General features: G+C 53.1%; 17 protein-coding genes. 4 read left to right on the top strand and 13 right to left on the bottom strand.

Going from position 1 to position 20061, the window contains the following annotated elements:
• Positions 1-27: 27 nt before the first annotated feature.
• From QW772_00610 to QW772_00580, 7 genes are all read right to left on the bottom strand, one after another.
• The gene (locus tag QW772_00610; protein ID MEM0037426.1) at positions 28-501 is read right to left on the bottom strand and encodes a 30S ribosomal protein S19; all 474 of its coding nucleotides are present in this window, start codon (positions 499-501) and stop codon (positions 28-30) included.
• Positions 502-544: 43 nt separating this feature from the next.
• Complete coding sequence (locus QW772_00605) at positions 545-1669, bottom strand: hypothetical protein (GenBank protein ID MEM0037425.1); 1125 nt, start codon at positions 1667-1669, stop codon at positions 545-547.
• Positions 1670-1675: 6 nt separating this feature from the next.
• The gene (gene udp / locus QW772_00600) at positions 1676-2545 is read right to left on the bottom strand and encodes a uridine phosphorylase (GenBank protein MEM0037424.1); all 870 of its coding nucleotides are present in this window, start codon (positions 2543-2545) and stop codon (positions 1676-1678) included.
• Positions 2546-2639: 94 nt separating this feature from the next.
• Complete coding sequence (pcp, locus tag QW772_00595) at positions 2640-3302, bottom strand: pyroglutamyl-peptidase I (GenBank protein ID MEM0037423.1); 663 nt, start codon at positions 3300-3302, stop codon at positions 2640-2642.
• A gap of 19 nt (positions 3303-3321) precedes the next feature.
• On the bottom strand, positions 3322-4455 hold the full coding sequence (locus QW772_00590) for a Xaa-Pro peptidase family protein (protein ID MEM0037422.1): 1134 nt from the start codon (positions 4453-4455) through the stop codon (positions 3322-3324).
• Positions 4452-4589: a hypothetical protein gene (locus tag QW772_00585; protein MEM0037421.1), complete on the bottom strand. Its 138-nt coding sequence runs from the start codon at positions 4587-4589 to the stop codon at positions 4452-4454. The genes QW772_00590 and QW772_00585 overlap by 4 nt, the downstream gene beginning before the upstream one ends.
• Positions 4586-5971 carry a sodium:solute symporter family protein gene (locus QW772_00580; protein MEM0037420.1) on the bottom strand — a complete coding sequence of 462 codons (1386 nt, stop codon included), beginning with the start codon at positions 5969-5971 and terminating at the stop codon, positions 4586-4588. Before QW772_00580 ends, QW772_00585 begins: the two co-directional genes overlap by 4 nt.
• Positions 5972-6249: 278 nt before the next feature.
• On the opposite strand from QW772_00580, the gene QW772_00575 reads away from it, so the two are divergent.
• From QW772_00575 to QW772_00565, 3 genes are all read left to right on the top strand, one after another.
• Positions 6250-7638 carry a pyruvate carboxylase subunit B gene (locus tag QW772_00575; GenBank protein ID MEM0037419.1) on the top strand — a complete coding sequence of 463 codons (1389 nt, stop codon included), beginning with the start codon at positions 6250-6252 and terminating at the stop codon, positions 7636-7638.
• A 398-nt stretch (positions 7639-8036) separates the two neighbouring features.
• Complete coding sequence (locus QW772_00570; protein ID MEM0037418.1) at positions 8037-9974, top strand: FAD-dependent oxidoreductase; 1938 nt, start codon at positions 8037-8039, stop codon at positions 9972-9974.
• A 200-nt stretch (positions 9975-10174) separates the two neighbouring features.
• Positions 10175-10705, top strand: coding sequence for a macro domain-containing protein (locus QW772_00565; protein ID MEM0037417.1), 531 nt, complete (start codon positions 10175-10177; stop codon positions 10703-10705).
• Positions 10706-10850: 145 nt separating this feature from the next.
• On the opposite strand, the gene QW772_00560 is transcribed toward QW772_00565, so the two are convergent.
• Genes QW772_00560 through QW772_00550 form a run of 3 tightly spaced genes read right to left on the bottom strand, consistent with a single transcriptional unit; the run spans position 10851 to position 14701 of the window.
• Complete coding sequence (locus tag QW772_00560; protein ID MEM0037416.1) at positions 10851-11747, bottom strand: ABC transporter permease; 897 nt, start codon at positions 11745-11747, stop codon at positions 10851-10853.
• A complete protein-coding gene (locus tag QW772_00555; GenBank protein ID MEM0037415.1) occupies positions 11744-12709 on the bottom strand; it encodes an ABC transporter permease in 966 nt (321 codons plus the stop codon). The genes QW772_00560 and QW772_00555 overlap by 4 nt, the downstream gene beginning before the upstream one ends.
• Before the next feature lie 27 nt (positions 12710-12736).
• Positions 12737-14701, bottom strand: coding sequence for an ABC transporter substrate-binding protein (locus QW772_00550; protein ID MEM0037414.1), 1965 nt, complete (start codon positions 14699-14701; stop codon positions 12737-12739).
• A gap of 239 nt (positions 14702-14940) precedes the next feature.
• Here QW772_00550 and QW772_00545 point away from each other — a divergent pair, with 239 nt between their 5' ends.
• A complete protein-coding gene (locus tag QW772_00545; protein MEM0037413.1) occupies positions 14941-16323 on the top strand; it encodes a M20/M25/M40 family metallo-hydrolase in 1383 nt (460 codons plus the stop codon).
• A 13-nt stretch (positions 16324-16336) separates the two neighbouring features.
• Here the strand turns inward: QW772_00545 and QW772_00540 are convergent, their stop codons facing one another.
• Genes QW772_00540 through QW772_00530 form a run of 3 tightly spaced genes read right to left on the bottom strand, consistent with a single transcriptional unit; the run spans position 16337 to position 19989 of the window.
• A complete protein-coding gene (locus tag QW772_00540) occupies positions 16337-17188 on the bottom strand; it encodes an ABC transporter permease (GenBank protein MEM0037412.1) in 852 nt (283 codons plus the stop codon).
• Entirely contained in the window at positions 17185-18162 is a 978-nt protein-coding gene (locus tag QW772_00535; protein MEM0037411.1) for an ABC transporter permease, read from the bottom strand. Before QW772_00535 ends, QW772_00540 begins: the two co-directional genes overlap by 4 nt.
• A gap of 6 nt (positions 18163-18168) precedes the next feature.
• Positions 18169-19989, bottom strand: coding sequence for an ABC transporter substrate-binding protein (locus QW772_00530; GenBank protein ID MEM0037410.1), 1821 nt, complete (start codon positions 19987-19989; stop codon positions 18169-18171).
• Positions 19990-20061 lie beyond the last annotated feature (72 nt).

The following is a 20061-nucleotide window of genomic DNA, read 5'->3' as shown; positions in this document are numbered from 1 at the left end:
GAGCCTGACCACCTTAAGCGTTTTCAACTACTTCATAGCTACGTAGAGTGTTGAGCGAGTTGCCTTGAGTCCCGGCTCGCCGTGCTTCACGTGTTTAGTGGTCGGGGCATACTCACCGAGGAAGTGCCCTATCATCTCAGGCACTATCCTAACGGGCACGAACTCCTTACCGTTATACACATCGATAGTCAGCCCGACCATCTCAGGCAACACCACCATATCCCTTACATGAGTTCTTATCTTGACACTCCTGCCCTGGGTCATTAACTCCCTGGCCTTCCTGATCTCCCTAAGCAGTTTCATCCTGGGTGATTCGTCCGATCCGTACTCCCTCCTCCTGCGCATTATGTCGGTGGACGACTCCCTAAGCAACGATCTCCTAGCTCTTGCCGGAAGTATCTGAAGTAACTGATCCATGGGCATGTTTATGAGTTCCTCCAGCGTCTTACCCCTGTACCTGAACCTCTTCCACTCAGGGGGTATCTCAACGCCCATCGACATCGCTCACACCCATAACTAAGGGGAACGAAAGCTTAAAAATAACTCACTGATCAGGCAGTATGGATATCAAGCGCTTCTTAGCCTTAGCTATTACATCGCTACCTACCGTTAGAGTCTCCCCACCGTCGACCAGTATCTCATCATCCAGTATGACGGTCTCCACCTTAAGATTGCCCTCGGTGACGGCTCTAGTCACTTCATCGAGGCTCCTGGGCAGGGGCCATCCCGGCGGTTCGGAGGCGTCCAGCATGACTAGGTTCGTCTTCACCCCCTCCTCCAGAGGACCTACGTTAGTTAAACCCATCAGTAAGGGATTCCTGACGGTCGCAGCGTAGAGCACGTCCAAGGGATGTTTCGAGGTCCTGTGCACGACCTCCCTGACCACATCCACCATACTGTATGAGGGTCTCACACCCACACCCAGACCCTCCCCTGGTTGCCAGCGATCCAGTTGATCCCCCCACCTGATGACCCTCTCGCCGGAGCCCCTTACGGGGTTTACGTAGATAACTTCAACCCCCTTCACCTGATGATCCTCGATCTCACCCCCTATGACGAAAACCCTAAGACCGTATTCCCTGGCCAGAGTCAGGGCCTTCTCACTCAACTCGTAACATACGGCAACACCGGCTGAAACCCCCTCCACCTTACCGTGCCATCTATTAAGCAATAGCTTCAACTCATTATCGGGTGTGAACTCGTCGAGGCCGCAGTTAAGTGGGGGGGCTAAGACCGTGCTGAAGCCCAGATCATGAGCAGCTCTAGCAACCTCATCCAGATACACATCAACCACTAAAGCCGATGTGACCCCTCTGGAGATAAGCTCAGCCAACCCCATAGAAGCCAGGAAATACATGTCAGTCCTAGTAAGTTTCCTCAGGTAGTCAAGGCCCGCGCCCAAGTCCGCCACATACCTCCTATACCTCAGCGGGTACAGTGAAAGGCTGGTGAATGCGGTGCTGAATCCCGGCATAACAAGTCTCTCCCTGCCGGCAATCAATAGTTCAGGATACCTCAACTCCTCCGGCGGCTCCCCCTCACCCACAGCCACGACCCTGCCCTCGTCCGAGAATATGAACCCCTCATCTATTAATGTCTTCTCCTTAATAGAGAACGTCAATATTGAAGCGCCGTTTATCAGTATCTTAACCACAGTGCTCTCACCCACGTTAACCTAGGTTAGGCCACCCTTCCTCACGAACCACTCACCCAACAAACCCGCAGTCAAATACCTCCTGCCTTTCGCGATCCTCAGATCGTCCCACTCCTTCAGCACCCTGACAGCCTCGTTAGCGACCCTGACAGCGTCTTCAACACCCGCCCCAGGGGAAAACTCCTCTGTGACCCTATTAGCTATCGCAGCGCAGACGGCGCCTCCTCTACCGCCGTATATGTTGGCCAGCGTGAAGATCGTCGCCGCCTCCATCTCGAAATTTAACACGTTAACTTCAGAGAGCCTTAAATGTATGTCAGACCACCGCCTCGGCAAGTAATTTCTGAAGCCCGGCCTCCCCTGACCCACGTAGAATGAGTCACTGCTCGCCGTAATCCCCACGTGATATCTAACACCCAACTCCTCGGCCGCCTCAATCAACGCTAGGAGCACGTCATATGAGGCTACCGCCGGATATTCAGCGTCCACGTAGATCCTACTGACCCCATCATACCTAACGGCGGCGGTCGTGATTATCAGATCACCTAACTTTATGTCCCCCCTCAAAACCCCGGTGGTGCCGACCCTTATGAAGGTGTCGGAGCCGACTCTGAGCAACTCCTCCACAGCTATGGCGGCGGCGGGGCCCCCCACCCCAGTGGACACCGCCGCCAGGCCCACACCCCTATACCTACCGACGTATGTCACATACTCCCTGTGAACGCTTAGCTCCCTATACTCATCCCAGTAACTGGCTATCAGAGGCACCCTCCCCGGATCCCCGGGAAGCAGGACATACCTAGGCAACTCACCAGGCCTCACACCGATGTGGTACTGCCTGCCTGACTCATCCACGGGGTTCGACGCTGATCTGAGCCCCACACTGCCCACCAAGTGAAACTCACTAAAGTCTTAATTAAGGAATGCTAATGCTTGGAGGATCCCCCGTGAAGGCATTCTAAACGAAAAACAATGCGTGGATGTGTTAAGGCGGTATTTTCTCATCCTCCTTATCGAACATCTCCACCGTCGTCCTCAGCGCTATCTCAACAGCCTTGATCATGGTCTCTAACGACATGCTGGGCGGCACGCCGGCCCAGTCACCCCTCTTAACGGCCGCCTGCTCGGGAAGTAGCGGCAGATGCATGTAGCCAGCCTTCCTCGGGTAGCCGTACATAGCCGAGTGGTGTAATGCGATGTACGTCACGAAATTGCACAGGAATGTTCCGGCAGTATTGGAAACTATTGCGGGTATGCCGCTCTCCCTCAACCTCCTGAGGATCGCCTTCTTAGGTAGTGTGGTGAAGTATGCTGAAGGGCCTTCAGGCTCTATAGGTTCATCCACAGGTTGCTCACCGTCGTTATCAGGTATCCTAGCGTCCTTAACGTTAACCGCAACCCTCTCAACAGTGACGTAGGATATCCCAGACCAGAGCCCCAGACCTATGTAGATGTCAGGGACGTTGGAGCTCAGAAGCCCCCTCAGGACAGGGCCGGCCCTCCTGAACGAGACCGGCAGGACCGCCGTCACGACCTCCAGCCCGGGCATCTCCTTAGCGAGGGCTTCAGGCAGCCTACGCACCACAAACTCCGACGGATTTAACTTATCACCACCGAAGGGCTCAAAACCTGTGAGAAGGGCTTTCATGATACCCGCCCAATATCTACTAAACTGTTAGGTTATTTATCCCTTTAGGCGTTTTCGTAAGCACCTCAGGACCGTCCGGCGTTATTAAGACTGTGTCTGAGTGCCTAAACCCACCAACATTAGGCACATATATACCTGGTTCAACACACAACACCATGTTCGTGTCCAGGGCCGTGACATCCCCCTCAGCTAAGTTGGGCTTTTCATGTATCTCCAAACCTATGCTGTGTCCTGTTCTGTGGGTAACGAATTTGAGGGCGTTGTGCGCCGCAAAAACTCCTCTCGATACTTTATCAGACTCCTCAGCCAACACACCCGGTCTCAGAACCTCTATCGCCTTTCGCTGGGCCTCCTCCATCAGCCCGAAGTACTCCTCGACCTCGGGCTTGACTCTACCGACTAAGAATGTTCTCTCGTTCTCAGCCCTATACCCCTCCACAGCTATGTCAAGCGTCACTATTACCACATCACCGTCAACGACCTTCCTGCCGCTGACCATGCCGTGAGGGTAGTAAGACCTGAACCCTGATAACGCAGCCGCTACGGTCCAATTCATCCAAGGATAGAGCCCTTCATCGCCAAGCAACTCAGCCAACCTGACCTTCATAGCATACTCAGCACGTGCCGCGACCACGACTTCCCTACCCCTCTCCTCCAAGCCCCTCATGACCTCCTTCATGCCGAAATCCGTTATATCTGCCGCCACTCTGATCCTTTCAACCTCACTCCCATCCTTAACCATCCTCAGGTGGGCGAGCTCTTTCGAAAGATCCACCACCTCCAGAGCCTCCGACACGGACTTCACCTTAGTATGCATCGTCAATGAATCAACGTCAAGCCCCACTCTCCCTGCATCACGTAAGCCCTCTTTCAGTATGTGGTAGAATTCCTCCTCATGGTAGTAATGCTTGATTGTTGGTATTGGGCTTCGCTCCCTAGCATGCTCTAAATCTAAATACGGCACTATTAGTGTTGGGTCTCCCTCTGAAGGCACTATAACCGCTATCGGCCTGGAATATATTATGGCTTGGAAGAGGCTGACGTAGTACGTGTTCTCAGGCTTCAGCACTACAGCCACGTCGACGCCCTTAGCCGCAAGGATCCCCTGCAAATTCTTGAGTCTTGAGTCATACGGGAATTTCGGAAGCATCATCGCCCCACGCCACCCTCACTACCCCGCGACCCTCGCGACTCAATCAACATGTATAGGAAGAGTGCAACCACACCTAGTAGGCAGCCCACCACACCGCCATACAGTATTATACCAACTATGAGTGAGGGAGTCATTTCCTACCACCCAGTACTACAAACACCAGGGAAATCAGTAGGGGGACAACCCAGGCCGCGATAGTTCCGTAAAGCGAGTTGTAGAGGTATATCGTCGCTGAGGCTACGAAACCTAACAGGGCTGCAGTAAACGCCCCCCAACCACTCAACCTTTTGGTGTAGAGGCCTATGAGCGCTGGAATCACCGGGGGCGTCCTTAAGGCGTAAGAGAACATGAGGAGCCACAGAATGCCTGGAGCATACTTGGCGATAATTATGGTTAATATGCCGAAGAAGAGGGCAACCACCCTACTCACCAGGAGTTTCCTGCTCTCCGGCGCTCCCTTCATGAAGAAGGGGGTGACGACATTCGCCATAACTATTGCAGCGTTTCCATTGACGTTAGCGGCGAAAGTAGACCACGCAGCAGCCACAAACCCAAGTAAGTATATAAGCCCTAGGGAGGCTGGGAGTAGGGTAGCCACTACCTGAGGCGATGCTGAGGACGGGGCTACGTTCAGACCTGCGGCGCGGCCAGCAAGCCCTATGAAGCCGCACGTTAACGCTACCGGCATGAACAGGACCCCGCTTAGCACTAGCGACTTCCAGGCGTGTGAGGGGTTCTTAGAAGCGTATATCATCTGCCAGAGGAATGAAGAGGCGAGAGTCCCCCCTAACAAGGAGAGGAGGAATGTGAACATCCAGTTAATCGAATCGGGCGTTAAGCCCAGGAGCGCCGGTGAATACTTCTGTAAACCGGCTACAACACCGTCCACACCACCCAACGTCGAGGAGATGTAGAGCGCGACTATTGGTAGGAGTATGCTTATCATGGCTAGCTGCATGACATCAACTAGAGCCACCGCATAAAGTCCGCCATATGTACTGTAAACCAAGTAAAACACGCCAGCAACAATTAGTGAGGAATCGAAATCCAATCCTGTTAATGCCTGCAGGACGTAGGCGCCTCCAAGAGTTGACGACGCCGCACTTAACGTAGTTATGATCAGAATCTCCCAAGCCGTGAACTGCTCGAAGAGATTAACCCCCCCAACACGTGCCTCACTAAACCTGTGCCTGAGATACTGGGGGAAGGAGATAGTTCCGGGGGGCGCGTCCCTCTTTATGCGAGGCGCAAATATAGCCAGTATGATCAAAGCGCCGCCGACCGCTAACGCGTACCACACAGGACCTACCAGACCGTACCTATAGCCGGATTCACCGCCGGCCATGACCGTGTAGTGGCTCTCCCAAGCCGCCAGGATGGTTATTGAGAGTAACGCCAATCCCATCCTATGGCCAGCTAGAAAGTAGTCGCCAAGACTCCTGACCCACCTACTACTGACGATCCCTAGGACGGTCCACATAACAAGCAGTGCGACTAGAACGATTAGAACTAACATCAAATCTATCAGGATGGATCACCTCAAGTAGTAATGTGTTAGCCAAAGATTTAAATATTTCTGATGAACCACCCCTGCAAGTCCTTTACAACCGGGAACCCCTCAGCGAACCTTAAACACCGGAACAACTGACTACCCTCACGAAGGACTGAATCAATGCTGTAGCCATCAGTAACGCACAACAGTCCGTGCTCACCCCCTCCGAGACATCGGTTCCTAGGGCTCGATGATTACGTTATTTAAAAGAGTGAAACTACATGTTCGTGTGGGAATAGGCGATGGCTAGGGTTGGGATAATAGACACTACTTTGAGGGACGCCCACCAGTCGCTACTAGCCACCAGGCTGAGGACTGAGGACATGCTCCCAATCCTGGAGAAGCTTGATAAGGCTGGTTTCACCAGCCTTGAGGTCTGGGGTGGGGCTACCTTCGACGTTGCTGTCAGATATCTTAAGGAGGACCCCTGGGAGAGGCTTAGGAAGGTCCGTGAGGGGGTTAGGAGGGCTAAGCTCCAGATGCTCTTGAGAGGGCAGAACCTAGTTGGCTACAGACACTATCCGGACGACGTGGTTGAGAAGTTCGTCGAGCTGGCCTATAAGAACGGCATAGACATATTCAGGGTCTTCGACGCCCTCAACGACTCCAGAAACCTTGCCGTGAGCATAAAGAAGGCTAAGTCCCTCGGGGCTACAGTTCAAGGTGCCATATGCTACACGATAAGCCCAATACACACCGTCGACTACTACCTGAGGTATGCTGAGGAGCTGGTCTCGATGGACGTTGACGTGATAACCATAAAGGACATGGCCGGGATACTGGATCCCTACACTGCCCACACGTTGGTCACGGAACTTAAGAAGAGGTTCAAGGTTCCGGTAAACGTGCACACCCACACCACCAGCGGCATGGCCGTAGCGACTTACGTCAAGTCTGCGGAGGCCGGCGCCGACTACATAGACACGGCGGTAAGTCCTCTCGCCTTCGGAACGGCGCAGCCGGGAATACAGGCAGTCTACTTCTCACTCAGGGAGGACCTCAGACCGGAGGTGGACCTCACCATCATTAACGAGATCTCCGAATACCTGGAGAGAGTGATTAACGAGAAATACGCTAAGCTGATGACCATCAAGGCCCTAACACCCGACCACAACGTCCTAATACATCAAGTCCCCGGCGGGATGGTCACGAACTTGATCGCGCAGTTGAAGGAGCTTAAGGCGGAGGGCCGGCTGAAGGAGGTGCTGGAGGAAATACCAAGAGTTAGGGAGGATCTCGGATGGCCTCCCTTAGTGACACCACTCTCCCAGATCGTAGGGACTCAGGCAGTGCTGAACGTACTGCTGGGCAGGTATAAGGTGGTGGCTAAGGAAGTCACTAACTACGTGGCCGGCTACTACGGAAGACCTCCAGGACGCATAAACCCAGAGGTGAGGGAGAAAGCGCTGAAGAGCGTTGAGGAAGTGCTGGCAAGGCCGGCGGACCTGCTTAAGCCAGAGCTCGGCAAATGCTATGAGGAGGTGAAGAGAATGAAGGTATTGATAACCGACGAGAACGTCATGACCTACTGCCTCTTCCCGGACGTGGCTAAGGAACTCCTTATCGAGCTCTACGACGACTACAAGAGCCAGGAGATGGAGGTTGAAGCATTAATAGCGTACTCGCAGTAAAACCAATTACGTAAGTCCCCCTATAGCATTGAGGACTGGGAGACGCCTCGTGCAGTTGTTTTGGGTTTCATAATTTGTTTGCGTTGGTTGTTGTGGATGTAAATGCTTAGGTGCTTTACACATGGTGGTCTCGATGAGGGGTCGCCCTGAACACCCCCCCCCAAGCCCAATGCAGGGAAAACAAGACAATAAAATCAATCAACGCAAACCCATACAGGAGCCGAACCCTAACCTAACTTTGGCATACACACCATACTCAGATTGTTAAGAACTCATTCCCGCAGCGATCAACGCACTGCTAGCAAGCATAAATATCTTGAGTATTTAAGTAAATATAATTAAAAGTAATTAATTAAAATTTATTCGGACCTATAGCTATATCTCAATGAGGTGTTATAGTGTTCGAGAAGCTATTCAAGCCTTTCTGCATTAGAGGTCTTGAAGTACCGAACAGGATAGTAATGCCGCCGATGGTTGTTGGCTACGCTGGCCCACATGGGGAGATCACCGAGCAGGCGCTCTCATATTATGAGGCTAGGGCGCGCGGCGGCGTTGGACTCATAATAGTTGAGGCCTCGTACATCCGTGAGGACGGCAAGCTGGTCTCGGGGGAGATAGGGATATACGACGATGAGCTCGTGCCGGGGTTGGCTAGGCTGGCTGACGTCATTAAGATCCACGGCAGCAGATCCGCGATTCAGATAGCTCACGGCGGCGTGCAGGCCCACGTAGGTCAACCGCTTGGACCCTCAGCCATCGGCAGGAAGGTGGTTCCGCCTGCCAAGACCCCGAGGGAGCTCAGGACGGAGGAGGTGGAGGCGTTGGTCGAGGACTTCGCTAGGGCGGCGCTCAGGGCCCAGCAGGCCGGCTTCGACGCTGTTGAGGTTCACGGAACGCACGGCTACCTAATAACGCAGTTCCTCTCACCGCTCACTAATAAACGCACGGACAGGTACGGTGTTGATAGGGTGTTATTCGCTGTTGAGGTCGTTCAGAGAATTAAGAGCCTGTGCGGGAGGAACTACCCGGTGATATTCAGGTTAAACGCCAACGAGTTCATGGAGGGCGGAATCACCACTAACTACGCTAAGGAGGTTGCTAAAAGGCTTGTGGAGGAGGCCGGCGTGGACGCCTTCGACGTGACCGGCGGGAACTACGACACGATGGACATGATCCTCATGCCCTACTACTACACTGGGGAGGGGTTCTTCTTCAATCTGGCTAAGGAGATAAAATCCGCCGTAAACGTGCCAGTCATAAGCGGGGGCCTCATAACCGACCCAAGCGTGGCTGAGGAAGCCATAGCTAAGGGTTTGGTTGACGCGGTGTTCGTTGGGAGGCAACTGATAGCAGATCCTGAGTGGCCTAAGAAGGTCAGGGAGGGCAGGTTGGACAGCATAAGGATCTGCCAAGCATGCAATGAGGGTTGCATAGGCAATAGGGTATTCTACGGTAAACCAACCTGGTGTGCGGTCAACCCGATCTCAGGCTTCGAATACAGGTGGTCGTCCGAAGACCTCTTGCCGAGAGCGGCACAAAGGAAGAAAGTAGTTGTTGTGGGCGGCGGCCCAGCAGGGCTTGAAGCCGCGAGGGTGCTTGCCATCAGAGGTCATGAGGTGGTTCTAATAGACGAGGGAGAAGCTCTCGGAGGCACCCTCAAAGTCTCCTCGGCCTCAGACTTCAAGAAGAGGCTTGAGAGGTTGGTTAGGTGGTATGAAGCCCAGCTGAAGCAGCTTGGAGTCAGGCTGATGACCAAGGTTAAAGCAACCCCGAAAACACTTGAGGAACTAAGACCGGACGCCGTGGTGATCGCCACGGGCTCCAGACCACTCATCCCAAAGATACCCGGCGTTGAGAGCGCGGTGGTAGCCGATGACGTGTTATTGGGAAGAGCGCCTGTAGGGAGGAGGGTGATCGTTGTCGGCGGCGGACTCGTAGGCATTGAGACAGCACTGCATCTAGCCATGAACGGCAGGGAGGTAAGCCTGGTTGAGGCGCTGCCCGAAATAGCTAAGGACTTAGAACCCGTGTCCAAGATAGCGTTGCTCAGGACGGGAGGACTGCTCAGTAGGTACGGTATAAGAGTCTACACATCAACCCCGGTCATAAGGGTGGAGAGAAACGGCGTTGAGGTAGTGAGGCCGCCGCTCGAGAGGTTCTTCATCGAGGCAGACACAGTGGTGTTAGCGGCGGGGAGGGTATCCAACATAGATCCGCAGTTAGTTAACGCTGCAAGAGCGGTGGCTAAGGAGGTCCACATCATAGGGGATGCTAAGGAACCGAGGAAAGTCATAGACGCAGTGCATGAGGGATTCTTCACGGCGTTAAACATTTAAACCCTTTTTTTATCACCGAAACACATATACTCAAAGACTAAGTTATTCCAACATCGTTGATGCCCGCATCGCTCAGGATGGAGGGGGCGGAGTCCTAGATCCGACCCAAGTCCCTTGCCTGATGACGCGAACCCTAGGCGACCCGCCACCGCGGATCAACCTCATAAGTCTCGATCACCTGATAATAATCGTGATCATGCATGGTAAGGCTGTCTAGAGGTAGTGTGTTTCTGGATGTGGTGATTGGGGATATAACTGAGTTCACCGGAGATGCCGTGGTGAACCCGGCGAATACGTACATGTTTATGGGTGGAGGGGTTGCAGGGGCTATAAGGAGGAAAGGCGGGGTTGAAATAGAGTTAGAGGCTAGGAGGCATGCACCAGTGCCTATTGGTAGGGCCGTGACCACCTCGGCCGGCAAGCTTAAGTGTAGGTACGTTATTCACACACCAACCGTCGAGGCCCCTGGAGGAAGATCCAGCGCGGAGAAAGTGTATGAAGCGACTAAGGCAGCTCTTAAAGAAGCCCGCAGGGTTGGAGTAACAACGGTGGCGTTCTCGTTAATGGGTGCTGGGGTCGGAGGCTTAACCCTCGAGGAGTCCTTGAGATCTATGGTCAAAGCGTTTGAGGAGTTAGGTCGCGGGATGAATCTCCATCTATATGTCCTGAGCGGGGACATGCACTTGAAAGCGGTAGAGGTTCTAACTAAAATGGGTTGGACGGAGGGCTGAGCCTTAGTAGGCTTGCATGCTGTAAGTAGTTCTTCCAGTGTGTGGACTGTGGTTGGAGGACCCTAGGGGGAATAGAGTTTGGCAGGAGTGGTTTTACATAAAATCGACGCGTGGTGGTTGAGACTAAAGACGCATGCGGAGAGATTCAATATTTCCGCAGGCGTGGGTTAAAGTACATCTCAAGCCCTCTACCTATCATCATTACCGACATCACCGTTAAAGCTATCATTAGACCTGGAGGGAGGAACCACCACCACATCTCCAGTATCACTGCATTCTTGATCATCGCGAAGTGAAGTATGGTCCCCCAGCTTTTTATTGTGGGGTCTCCGAGTCCCAGGAAGCTTAGGGATGACTCAGTTATCATAGCCATGGCAGTCCTCACAACTATCTCCACCAGTATTATCGGCGTCACGTTAGGGAGTATGTGCCTAAATATTATCCTGGTTGATGAAGCCCCTAGGGCTACGGCAGACTCTATGTACTGCCTCTCCTTTATCGAGAGGGTGGCGGACCTCACCAGCCTTGCCACAGCGGGCCATGCGGTTAGGGCTATGGCCAAGATCACTGAGTAGAACATCGGCACCCCCTTAATCCTAATTATTATGGCGGCCAGGAACAGCGCGAAGAGCAACGTAGGTATCGAAAGCCATATGTCAGTCAACCTCATCAATGCCTCATCAAGCTTCCCGCCGTGGTAGCCGGCCATAAGCCCTACCACCGACCCTATGGACGTCCCTATCAATGCAGCTAAAAACCCTACCAGAAGGGAGGCCCTGGTGCCGTAAATTATCTCACTGAAGATGTCCTGCCCAATGTCGTTAGTGCCGAGGATGTGTTTGTCGCTGGGCGGCTCATAAGGCCTGCCTACCCGAGCGTAGGGGTTGTAAGGAGCTATGAAGTCAGCGAAGATCGCCACGGATAGTATTGCAATGAATATCCCTAACCCAACCACGGCAGCTTTATCGCGTTTGAAAACGACCCAGAACGCCTTCAACCTATCGGCAACGCTGCCTTTGCTGAGTGAGGTGTTGAGCTTCATTTATACCTCACCCTCGGATCCAAGTAGGTGTATAAGACATCCGTAACTAAGTTGACGAGAATGACGCTTAAAGCCAGCACGACAACAGCGCCTTGGAGGAGCCAGTAGTCCCTGTTGAATATTGCTTCGTAAACCAGTCTTCCGGTGCCAGGGTAGGAGAACACGGTCTCCGTCAATATTGCGCCGTCTATTATGAAGGCATATCTCATACCTAACACAGTCACTATAGGTAGCATGGCATTACGCGCCACGTAGTGAGACTTGATGTACTTGTCTGGCAGTCCCTTAGCCCGTCCGGTCGTCACAAAGTCCTCACTTAAGATATCTATAACCACGTTCCTCACGTATATCAGCTCCGCAAGAACTCCTCGAAACGTTAGGACGCCGAAGGGCAGGGCGTAGTGCCATAGGTAGTCAAGAAACCAGTCAAGAGACCAGTCAAAGCTCTTTCCAGGGGTCACGGCTCCGAAGATCGGGGTTACTTCCAGCTTTATGGAGAACATGTAGAGGAAGACTATCGCAAGCCAGAAGTATGGTGTCGACCTTATGAACATGGAGACACTCATAAACACCGAGTCCAACTTACTCCCCCTTCTCCAGCCCACCTCAATACCTATCTTGTAGACCAGATAGTTCGACAGGGTTATCGAGGGTATCAGCAGTGCTAACGTGTAAGGGAACTTCTGAAGGATTATATCCATGACGGGAGCCTTGTAATGAAGGGAATGCCCGAAATTACCTTGAAAGAGATTAACTATGTACGACAGGTACTGTTCGTAGAGGGGCTTATCAAGACCGAAGGACGCTCTCAAAGCCTTTATGGTTTCAGGAGCTATTCTAGGGTCATTCTCCAGCTCGGCGAGCGGGTCCCCCGTCATTCTGACTAGAACAAACACTATCGTTATGATGATGATAAAGGTCACAAGGGAGGTGATAACTCTTCTAATTAAAAAGGTCTTCACTATTTAACACCCGGAGACGAGGACATGTTATCTCCTTCTCATGAAGAGGAACACTACTGCTACCACTATTATTATCGCTATCGCGCCTACAGCTATCCAAGTGTAGTCAGGACCTGCAGGAGGGGTTGTTGGTGTGGGCGTTGGTGTTGTTGGTTTAGGGGTTGTAGGGGTCGTTGTGGGAGTTGTTGTTGGTGTCGGTGTTGGTGTTGGCGTTGTGGGCTTAGGCGTAGTAGGACTCGTAGTAGGCGTGGGCGTCGGCGTAGGTGTTGTTACCGGGGTTGGGCATGTTCCGGGTTTCAGCTGAACTCTAAGCAGAGTCACACGGTTGAACACGCTGTCGGCAGTGTCTCCCGTGAACCAGTTGGTGAACCTGTCTGTCCGGTATGGATTAGGGTAGAACCTGTAGTAGAGGTTGATTACCGGAGACTCCAGCGCGAGGTATTCCTGGATCTTCCAGGCGATCTCCTTACGTTTCGCTGGATCGAACGTGGTGAGCAACTCCTCGGTCAGCTTGTCTACCTCCGGGTTGGCGTACCTAGCCCAGTTGCCTGAACCTCCAGGTCTGCTGTGGAACCTGTTGTAGAGCCAGCCTATATCTGGTGCCCAGCCGCTGCCCAACAACCAAGTCATTACCTTACCTTGCTGGATGAGAGGCCATAGAGTCGCCCACTCGTAGTAGTATACCTCAGCCTTGATTCCCCCGTTGGGTATTTTAGCCAGCTCCGCCCTAAGTAGTTCGGCGATCCTAGCTCTAATCGGGTCGTAGCCAGGTGTGGGGGAGTATATCTCCACTACAACAGGCTCGCCCTTCGGGCCCTCCCTAAATCCATCACCGTTAACATCTTTAAACCCTATCTCATCCAATATCTCAGCAGCTTTGGAGCGGTTGAAGTAGACGAGCTTCTCAACGTTAGGATTATACCACGGCGTCGAAGAGCCTATCGGGCCTACCACGCCGGGGCTGCCCGGCATGCCGTAGCCTAGGAGAACGTCGTTTATTATGCTCTGTTTGTCGATGGCGTAAGACAGTGCTAGCCTGAACTTTGAGATGTTGAGCGGCCACACCTCGTTGTTGAGGCCCCAATGATAGAAGTACTCTGAGGCGTACACGTGTATGGCTACGTTGGGAGTGGCCAGCAACTTAGGCACTACAGGTGCTTCAACGCCCCACGCGTAAGCATCCAGCTCACCCTTCTGAAGCCCCAGTATGATCACGCTGACGTCCGTCATAGGGATTAAGATGAGTTCATCTATACACGGCCTCCCGAGCCAGTAGTCCTTATTCGCCGCAAACTTCAGGTACTGCCCGGGAACCCTATCAACGAACTTGAAGGGTCCGCTACCAATCAAGTCACCGGGTTTGGGTGAGTACTTAGCGAGCTCGTCGCCGAGGGAGTTAAGCAGCGGCTCCCATATATGTTTAGGCATGATCCTTAAGGCGTTGAGGGAGTTGAGGATGAACTGAGCGTCGGGACTCTTGAAGTACACTTTGACAGTGTATTTATCGGCGGCCTCAGCCCTGTCCACACTCCTGAAGTATCCATAGTAGTAGGTCCATGACTTAGTAGCCAGGACATTTATGGTGAAGGCGAGATCCTCAGCCGTGAGCTCAACACCGTCATGAAACTTTATGCCTTTCCTAACCCCTATTGTCAAGATCTTGTAGTCGGAGCTGTACTCCATCCACTCCACGGCCTCGAATGTGAGGGTTCCGTTGATGACTCTGACAGGCCTATCATATATCACGTCCAAAGCGGTCAAGTCCCAGGTGGATCCCGCGACCCACCAATTCAGAGTGGGGGGTTCTGAAGGCCACGCAATCCTGAGGGTGCCTCCATAACATGTGCAGGGCGTCAGCCACACACTATAGCTCGCACCCTCTATCTTTAGAGCGTTACTCACCGTGGTTCCAGGACCTAGTATAGCGACTAGAGTAGAGGTTATAACAAGTATAGCTAGCAGTAAAGTTATACTGCTTCTCAACCTGGTCAAGCTATACACCACGACACTATAATCCTGGTTAGGGTTTATATTTTTTTCCTATGCGTGTATTATTATCTGGCTCATACACCGAGCGAGTGCGGGGGACCAGTTACGGACACGCCGGTCTTCAGCTCGCGTGAGGTCCAGTAATCGCCACGTCTGAAAGCTTTTTGAGGGTGAGGAGGGTCGGCAACCAGGTCCCCCCTAAGCTTAAAATAGTGAATTGTATGTATGGGTGGTTGTCTAAAATGGATGAACCCGTAGAGGAGCGGATCAAGAGCAAGTCTTTAAAGTACTTAGAGGATAATCACGCAAAATACGTGAGGATTCTGGGCGACCTCATCTCCTACAGGTCTGTGGCCGCTTGGAGGGATAAGGATGTTGAGGGGTGCGCCGGCCACATAGCGGATTTGTTGAGGGAGAGGGGGTTTACAGCCACTCTCAAAAGCGGTGGGGGCGCTCCAGCGGTCTTCGCTGAGGTGGGTTCAGGCTCCAGAACCATCCTCATATACAACCACTACGACGTCCAACCTCCGGACCCTCTAGAATTGTGGGACTCGGACCCGTTCAAGCTAACGATTAAGAGTGGCTACATGTTCGGGAGGGGGGTTGCTGATAATAAGGGCAACATAGCCGCTAGGATAGGTGCTGTGGACGCGCTGATGAACAACCTTGAAGACCTCGACCTGAAGATAAAGTTCCTGATTGAGGGGGAGGAAGAGATAGGTTCCCCCACACTCTCGAAGATAGTTAGTGACAACGTGGAGTGGGTTAGGGCTGACGGAGGAATATGGGAGACCGGGTACGTGAGGAGGGACGGCAGGCTGGGCATCTCCCTCGGGTTCAAGGGGATGCTGTACGTGGAGATAGTGTTGAGGGGGGCGTTGAGGGATGTCCACAGCGGGAACGCCCCGCTAGTGCCTAACCCTGCGTGGAGGCTTGCCAAGCTACTGACGCGGCTGAAAGACGACGATGGTGTGATCCACGTACCCGGGATCTACGACGACATAGACCCTGAATTCCTCAGCACTGCCGAGGAATTGATAAAGCAGGTGAATTACGAGGAGTTGGAGGAGATGAAGAAGGAGCTCGGCATTAAGGAGTTCGTGAGGGGTCTGAGGGGTCTTGAAGCATTGAGGGAGCTCCTGCTGAAACCGTCGCTCAACGTCTCCGGGCTCTACTCGGGTTACACCGGGAAGGGCTCCAAGACAATAGTGCCCTCACTGGCCGGTGTCAAGATAGACATAAGGCCCGTGCCTGGCCAGAAGCCTGAGAAGATCTTGGAGGGCCTGAAGAGGTACTTGGAGGGCCTGGGCTACGGCGATGCTGAGATAACGATACACAGCATGTACCCCTCAGGGTATACCAAACCTGGTGAGAGAGTGGTCAGGGCTTCAGTGGAGGCTGCTAGAGAGATCTACGGGAGAGACCCTGAAGTAGCCCCGATCTCAGCGGGTTCAGGACCTATGTACCTCTTCACAAACGTTGCCGGCATTCCAATGACGGGGGCAGGTGTTGGGTACTACGACTCCAGGGGACACGCACCCAACGAGAACATAAGGGAGGCAGACTTCCTGACAAGCATGAAGCACGTCGCAATAACCCTTCTGAAGTTCGCTAGGGAGACATAGCCGCAATCGAATGTCAGTGTTTTCTAAGCCTCGGGTTGTAGTGTTCCTCCAGCACGTAACCCAGTTGCGTGAAGCCCAGGACGGTCATGGTTATCATTAGGCCTGGTGCAGTTACCCACCACCAAGCCCCAGAAGTTAAGGCCCCGGACCTCCTAGCCCAGTATATCATAGTCCCCCAGGACTTAAGCGTCGGGTCCCCGAAACCCAGAAAGCTCAGCGCCGCCTCAGCCATCATCGACGCGCCGACCCTCAGCATGACGAGCGCTGCTATGGTGGGTATCATTTGAGGCAACAGGTGCTTGAATAGAATTCTGGAGGTGTTGGCGCCAACAGCCCTCGCCGCCTCCACGTACGGTTGAGACTTAAGCATGACTACCTGAGCCCTCGTGTATCTTGCTATCCCGGGCCACGAGAACACCGTTATGATCGCAACTATGTTTAGGTATCCCTGCCCGACGAAGGCTGAGAAGAGAACCATGAACGGCAGGACAGGTATCAACAGCACCGTGTCTGTGACCGACATGATTGCCTCATCAATAAGTCCCCCCACGTAGCCGGCCACCAACCCGGCCAGCGTCCCTAGAGTCACTGACGTCAGGGCCGCGACGATGCCGACGAAAAGTGAGATCCTGGCACCGTACACAAGCTCGCTGAAGATGTCTTGACCGACGTCATTAGTCCCTAAGAAGTAAGTGAGTGAGGGTGGCTGGAAAGGCTTGCCAACCCTCCTGTAGGGGTCGTAGGGAGCTATGTGCTGGGGGAACAGAGCCATAGCCAGAGGCACGAGCACTAGCACGAGCCCAACGATGCCTGACTTACTCTTGAGGAGGGATGTGAGAGCCCCTCTAACTCCGGTTGCAGTCACGTCAACCTCACCCTCGGGTCTATGACCGCCGCGACTGCCTCAGCTAGCGTGACCAGCAACAAGGTCACGGCGGACGTTATTATAACGACACCTAAAATCATCGGGTAGTCCTGCATTAGTATCGCATCGTACATTAGCTTCCCCACGCCGGGGAGGGAGAACACAGTCTCAATTATCAAAGCCCCTCCTATGGAGTACCCGAGATCTATCGAGACCAACGAGAGGAGGGGGGCTAGGATCGTCCTCAATGCGTGCCTGAAAAGCACTAACCTCTCCGGAAGACCCTTAGCCCTGACAGCCATTATGAAGTCCTCGGAGAGGACGTTAATAGCTAGATTTCTCGAGAGGACCAGGTAGGCTGAGGTAATTAACACTGTGAGGGTCACGAAGGGTAGGAATAGGTGATGGGCAACGTCAGCAACGTACTCCAACGTTGAGGCGTAGATCCTGCCGTAGGTGTAGGCACCATAAAGCGGGAATAGGCCAAGCTGGTAGCCGAAGAACGTTAGGAGTAGGAGGGCCAGCCAGAAGGCAGGCATGGAGCTGAAGAACATTGAGGCATTGAAGAGCGTCCTGTCAAGGACTCCTCCCCTCTTACTCGCCATGAGAATCCCTACGAGGATCCCTATCAACGCGGAGAGGAGAATCGATGATGTTGTGAGGAGGAGCGTCCACGGCAGGGCCTTCATTATCACATCCATAACAGGCTTCCTATAGTAGAAGGAAACCCCAAGATTCCCCTCCATGAAGAACTCACGGAGGAAGAGCACGTACTGCTCTACGATCGGCTTATCCAGGCCGAACTGCCTTATGAGGGCCTCCCTAAACTCCGGGGATATATTGGGGTTCTCGATCAAGTAAGCGAAGGCGCCCCCAGGCATGAGTCTGGGCATAACGAACGCTACGGTGAGCACAACCATGAAGACGAAAAATCTACTTAAAACCTTCCTGAGTATGTACGCCCTCAGGTGCACTTGAACTCACTTTCTCCTCAGCATGTAGAGAGCTATAACGACTACTAAGGCAACCACCGCCACACCGACTAAGACCAACGAGTAGTCTACCCCAGTCTTAGGGGGCTCTGTTAGCGACGCAACGGAAGTCGTGGTCGGGGTCGTGGGTTTGGTCGTTGTTGGCGTGGGTGTCTTAACCAACTTCACGCTGTAGAGGTTCATGAATGCGAAGAAGTTGTCCGGCCGCAGGAAGGGACCTACGACCCAACCATCAAAGTTATCGGTTCTATATGTGAAGACGAACTCCTGGTGAGCCAAGACTAGAACGGGCAGGTGTTCGGCCAGCTTCCTCTGCACCCCCCAAAGCGCGGAGATCCTCTCGTCAACATCGATTGTGAACCTCTGCTTCTCTATAAGCGCATCAAGATCCGGGAAGGAGCACCTGCCGAAGTTGAAGCCCCCACTGCTGTGGAAGAAGTCATAAACAATGTCGGGCTCTATATCACCACCTAATATGGCGACCATGTCGAAGTCCCCGGTAACGAGCTTGCTCAACAGCGTTGTTATCTCAACTGATTGATGCTTAACGCTGACTCCAGCCTCCCTCAGGCCCTGCGACAGCATTTCAGCGGTTCTGACGACCATCGGGTCCCCTGCGAACGAATATATGGTCACTTCCAACTTATCCCCGCTGGCGGTTTCCCTCCAACCATCACCGTTCCGGTCCTTAAGACCTAACTCATCCAGGAGCTTCTTAGCAGTCTCAACGCTGTATGGGTACAATTTTTCCTTAGGAGGTAGGTCAGGGTTTGACCAAGGTTTCATGTTAGGAGGTATGAAGCCAAGGGATCCTGGGAGGGCGTTACCTGAGAATACCGCCTCAACCACCTCGCTCACGTTTATTAAGTGGTACATCGCGCGTCTGAAGAGGGTTTCATTCATAGGGTACTTGCCGCAGTTAAAGAACACGAAGTGCGCACCGGCTTCCGTTGCTTTGTGGAGCTTCACGTTCGGGGCGTCCTTGAACTTGTCAACGCTTGCGTAGGGGATGCTCCAAGTAACTGCGTCTATCTCGCCTTTGGAGAAGGCCAACAGCATTGAATCAGGGTCGGACATCACTATGAAGAGTAGTTCATCGATTAAAGGCCTTCCGAGGTGGTACTTAACGTTAGCGCTCAGCTTGTAGTACCTCTGCGGCTCGTGCTCAACGAACACGAAAGGCCCTGACCCAACAGGCCTTTCATTCTTGTACGTAACTACGTTATCCAGGCCTTCCCAAATATGTTTGGGCAGTATACGTATAGTTCCAGCCACTTTATAAAGGAATGCAGCGAACGGCTCCTTCAACACGATCCTAACGGTATAGTCATCCACCACCTCAGCCCTGTCTATCAGGGCTGCCACACCGGCCCACGGAGTCATACCGCCCACCTTCGCCAAGAGATTATACGTGAAAGCGACGTCCTCGGCCGTCAACTGCTTGCCGTCATGCCATGACACATTACTGAAAAGACTGAATGTCCACGTCCTGCCGTCCTGCGAGACTTCCCAATCCCTAGCCAACCTGCCCGCGAACCTCAGATCAGGCGTCATTACGACCAGGGTATCGTAGATGCAGTCTATGATGGCCCCCTCCAATGATGTAGTGTAGACCAACGGGTTTAACGTCCCAGCCTCACCCAACAAAGGAATCCTTAAAGTCCCACCAGGGCTCATCCAGGGCTCTCTCCTTATGTAGCCATGTATATCGACCTTGAGCGAGTCTTGCTCTAGCCCTGACGCCTGAGCCGAGACCATCAAGCAGAGGGACGCAATAATCAACGCGCTGACAATGGCCAAGCGATTCATGTCTGAATCACCTAAATTGCTTTATGAGAACCGTATTTAAATGTATCTATGTAAAATTTTATTCATAATCCA

It is taken from the genome of Zestosphaera sp., assembly GCA_038727705.1.
Lineage (GTDB): Archaea > Thermoproteota > Thermoprotei_A > Sulfolobales > NBVN01 > Zestomicrobium.
This window is presented reverse-complemented; position numbering and strand designations above follow the sequence as displayed.

Bases quoted from the DNA above. Each gene is read 5' to 3' on its own strand.
- QW772_00610 (MEM0037426.1), bottom strand. From the start codon at position 501: ATGTCGATGGGCGTTGAGATACCCCCTGAGTGGAAGAGGTTCAGGTAC.
- pcp (MEM0037423.1), bottom strand. From the start codon at position 3,302: ATGAAAGCCCTTCTCACAGGTTTTGAGCCCTTCGGTGGTGATAAGTTA.
- QW772_00590 (MEM0037422.1), bottom strand. From the start codon at position 4,455: ATGATGCTTCCGAAATTCCCGTATGACTCAAGACTCAAGAATTTGCAG.
- QW772_00585 (MEM0037421.1), bottom strand. From the start codon at position 4,589: ATGACTCCCTCACTCATAGTTGGTATAATACTGTATGGCGGTGTGGTG.
- QW772_00580 (MEM0037420.1), bottom strand. From the start codon at position 5,971: ATGTTAGTTCTAATCGTTCTAGTCGCACTGCTTGTTATGTGGACCGTC.
- QW772_00575 (MEM0037419.1), top strand. From the start codon at position 6,250: ATGGCTAGGGTTGGGATAATAGACACTACTTTGAGGGACGCCCACCAG.
- QW772_00565 (MEM0037417.1), top strand. From the start codon at position 10,175: ATGGTAAGGCTGTCTAGAGGTAGTGTGTTTCTGGATGTGGTGATTGGG.
- QW772_00560 (MEM0037416.1), bottom strand. From the start codon at position 11,747: ATGAAGCTCAACACCTCACTCAGCAAAGGCAGCGTTGCCGATAGGTTG.
- QW772_00545 (MEM0037413.1), top strand. From the start codon at position 14,941: ATGGATGAACCCGTAGAGGAGCGGATCAAGAGCAAGTCTTTAAAGTAC.
- QW772_00530 (MEM0037410.1), bottom strand. From the start codon at position 19,989: ATGAATCGCTTGGCCATTGTCAGCGCGTTGATTATTGCGTCCCTCTGC.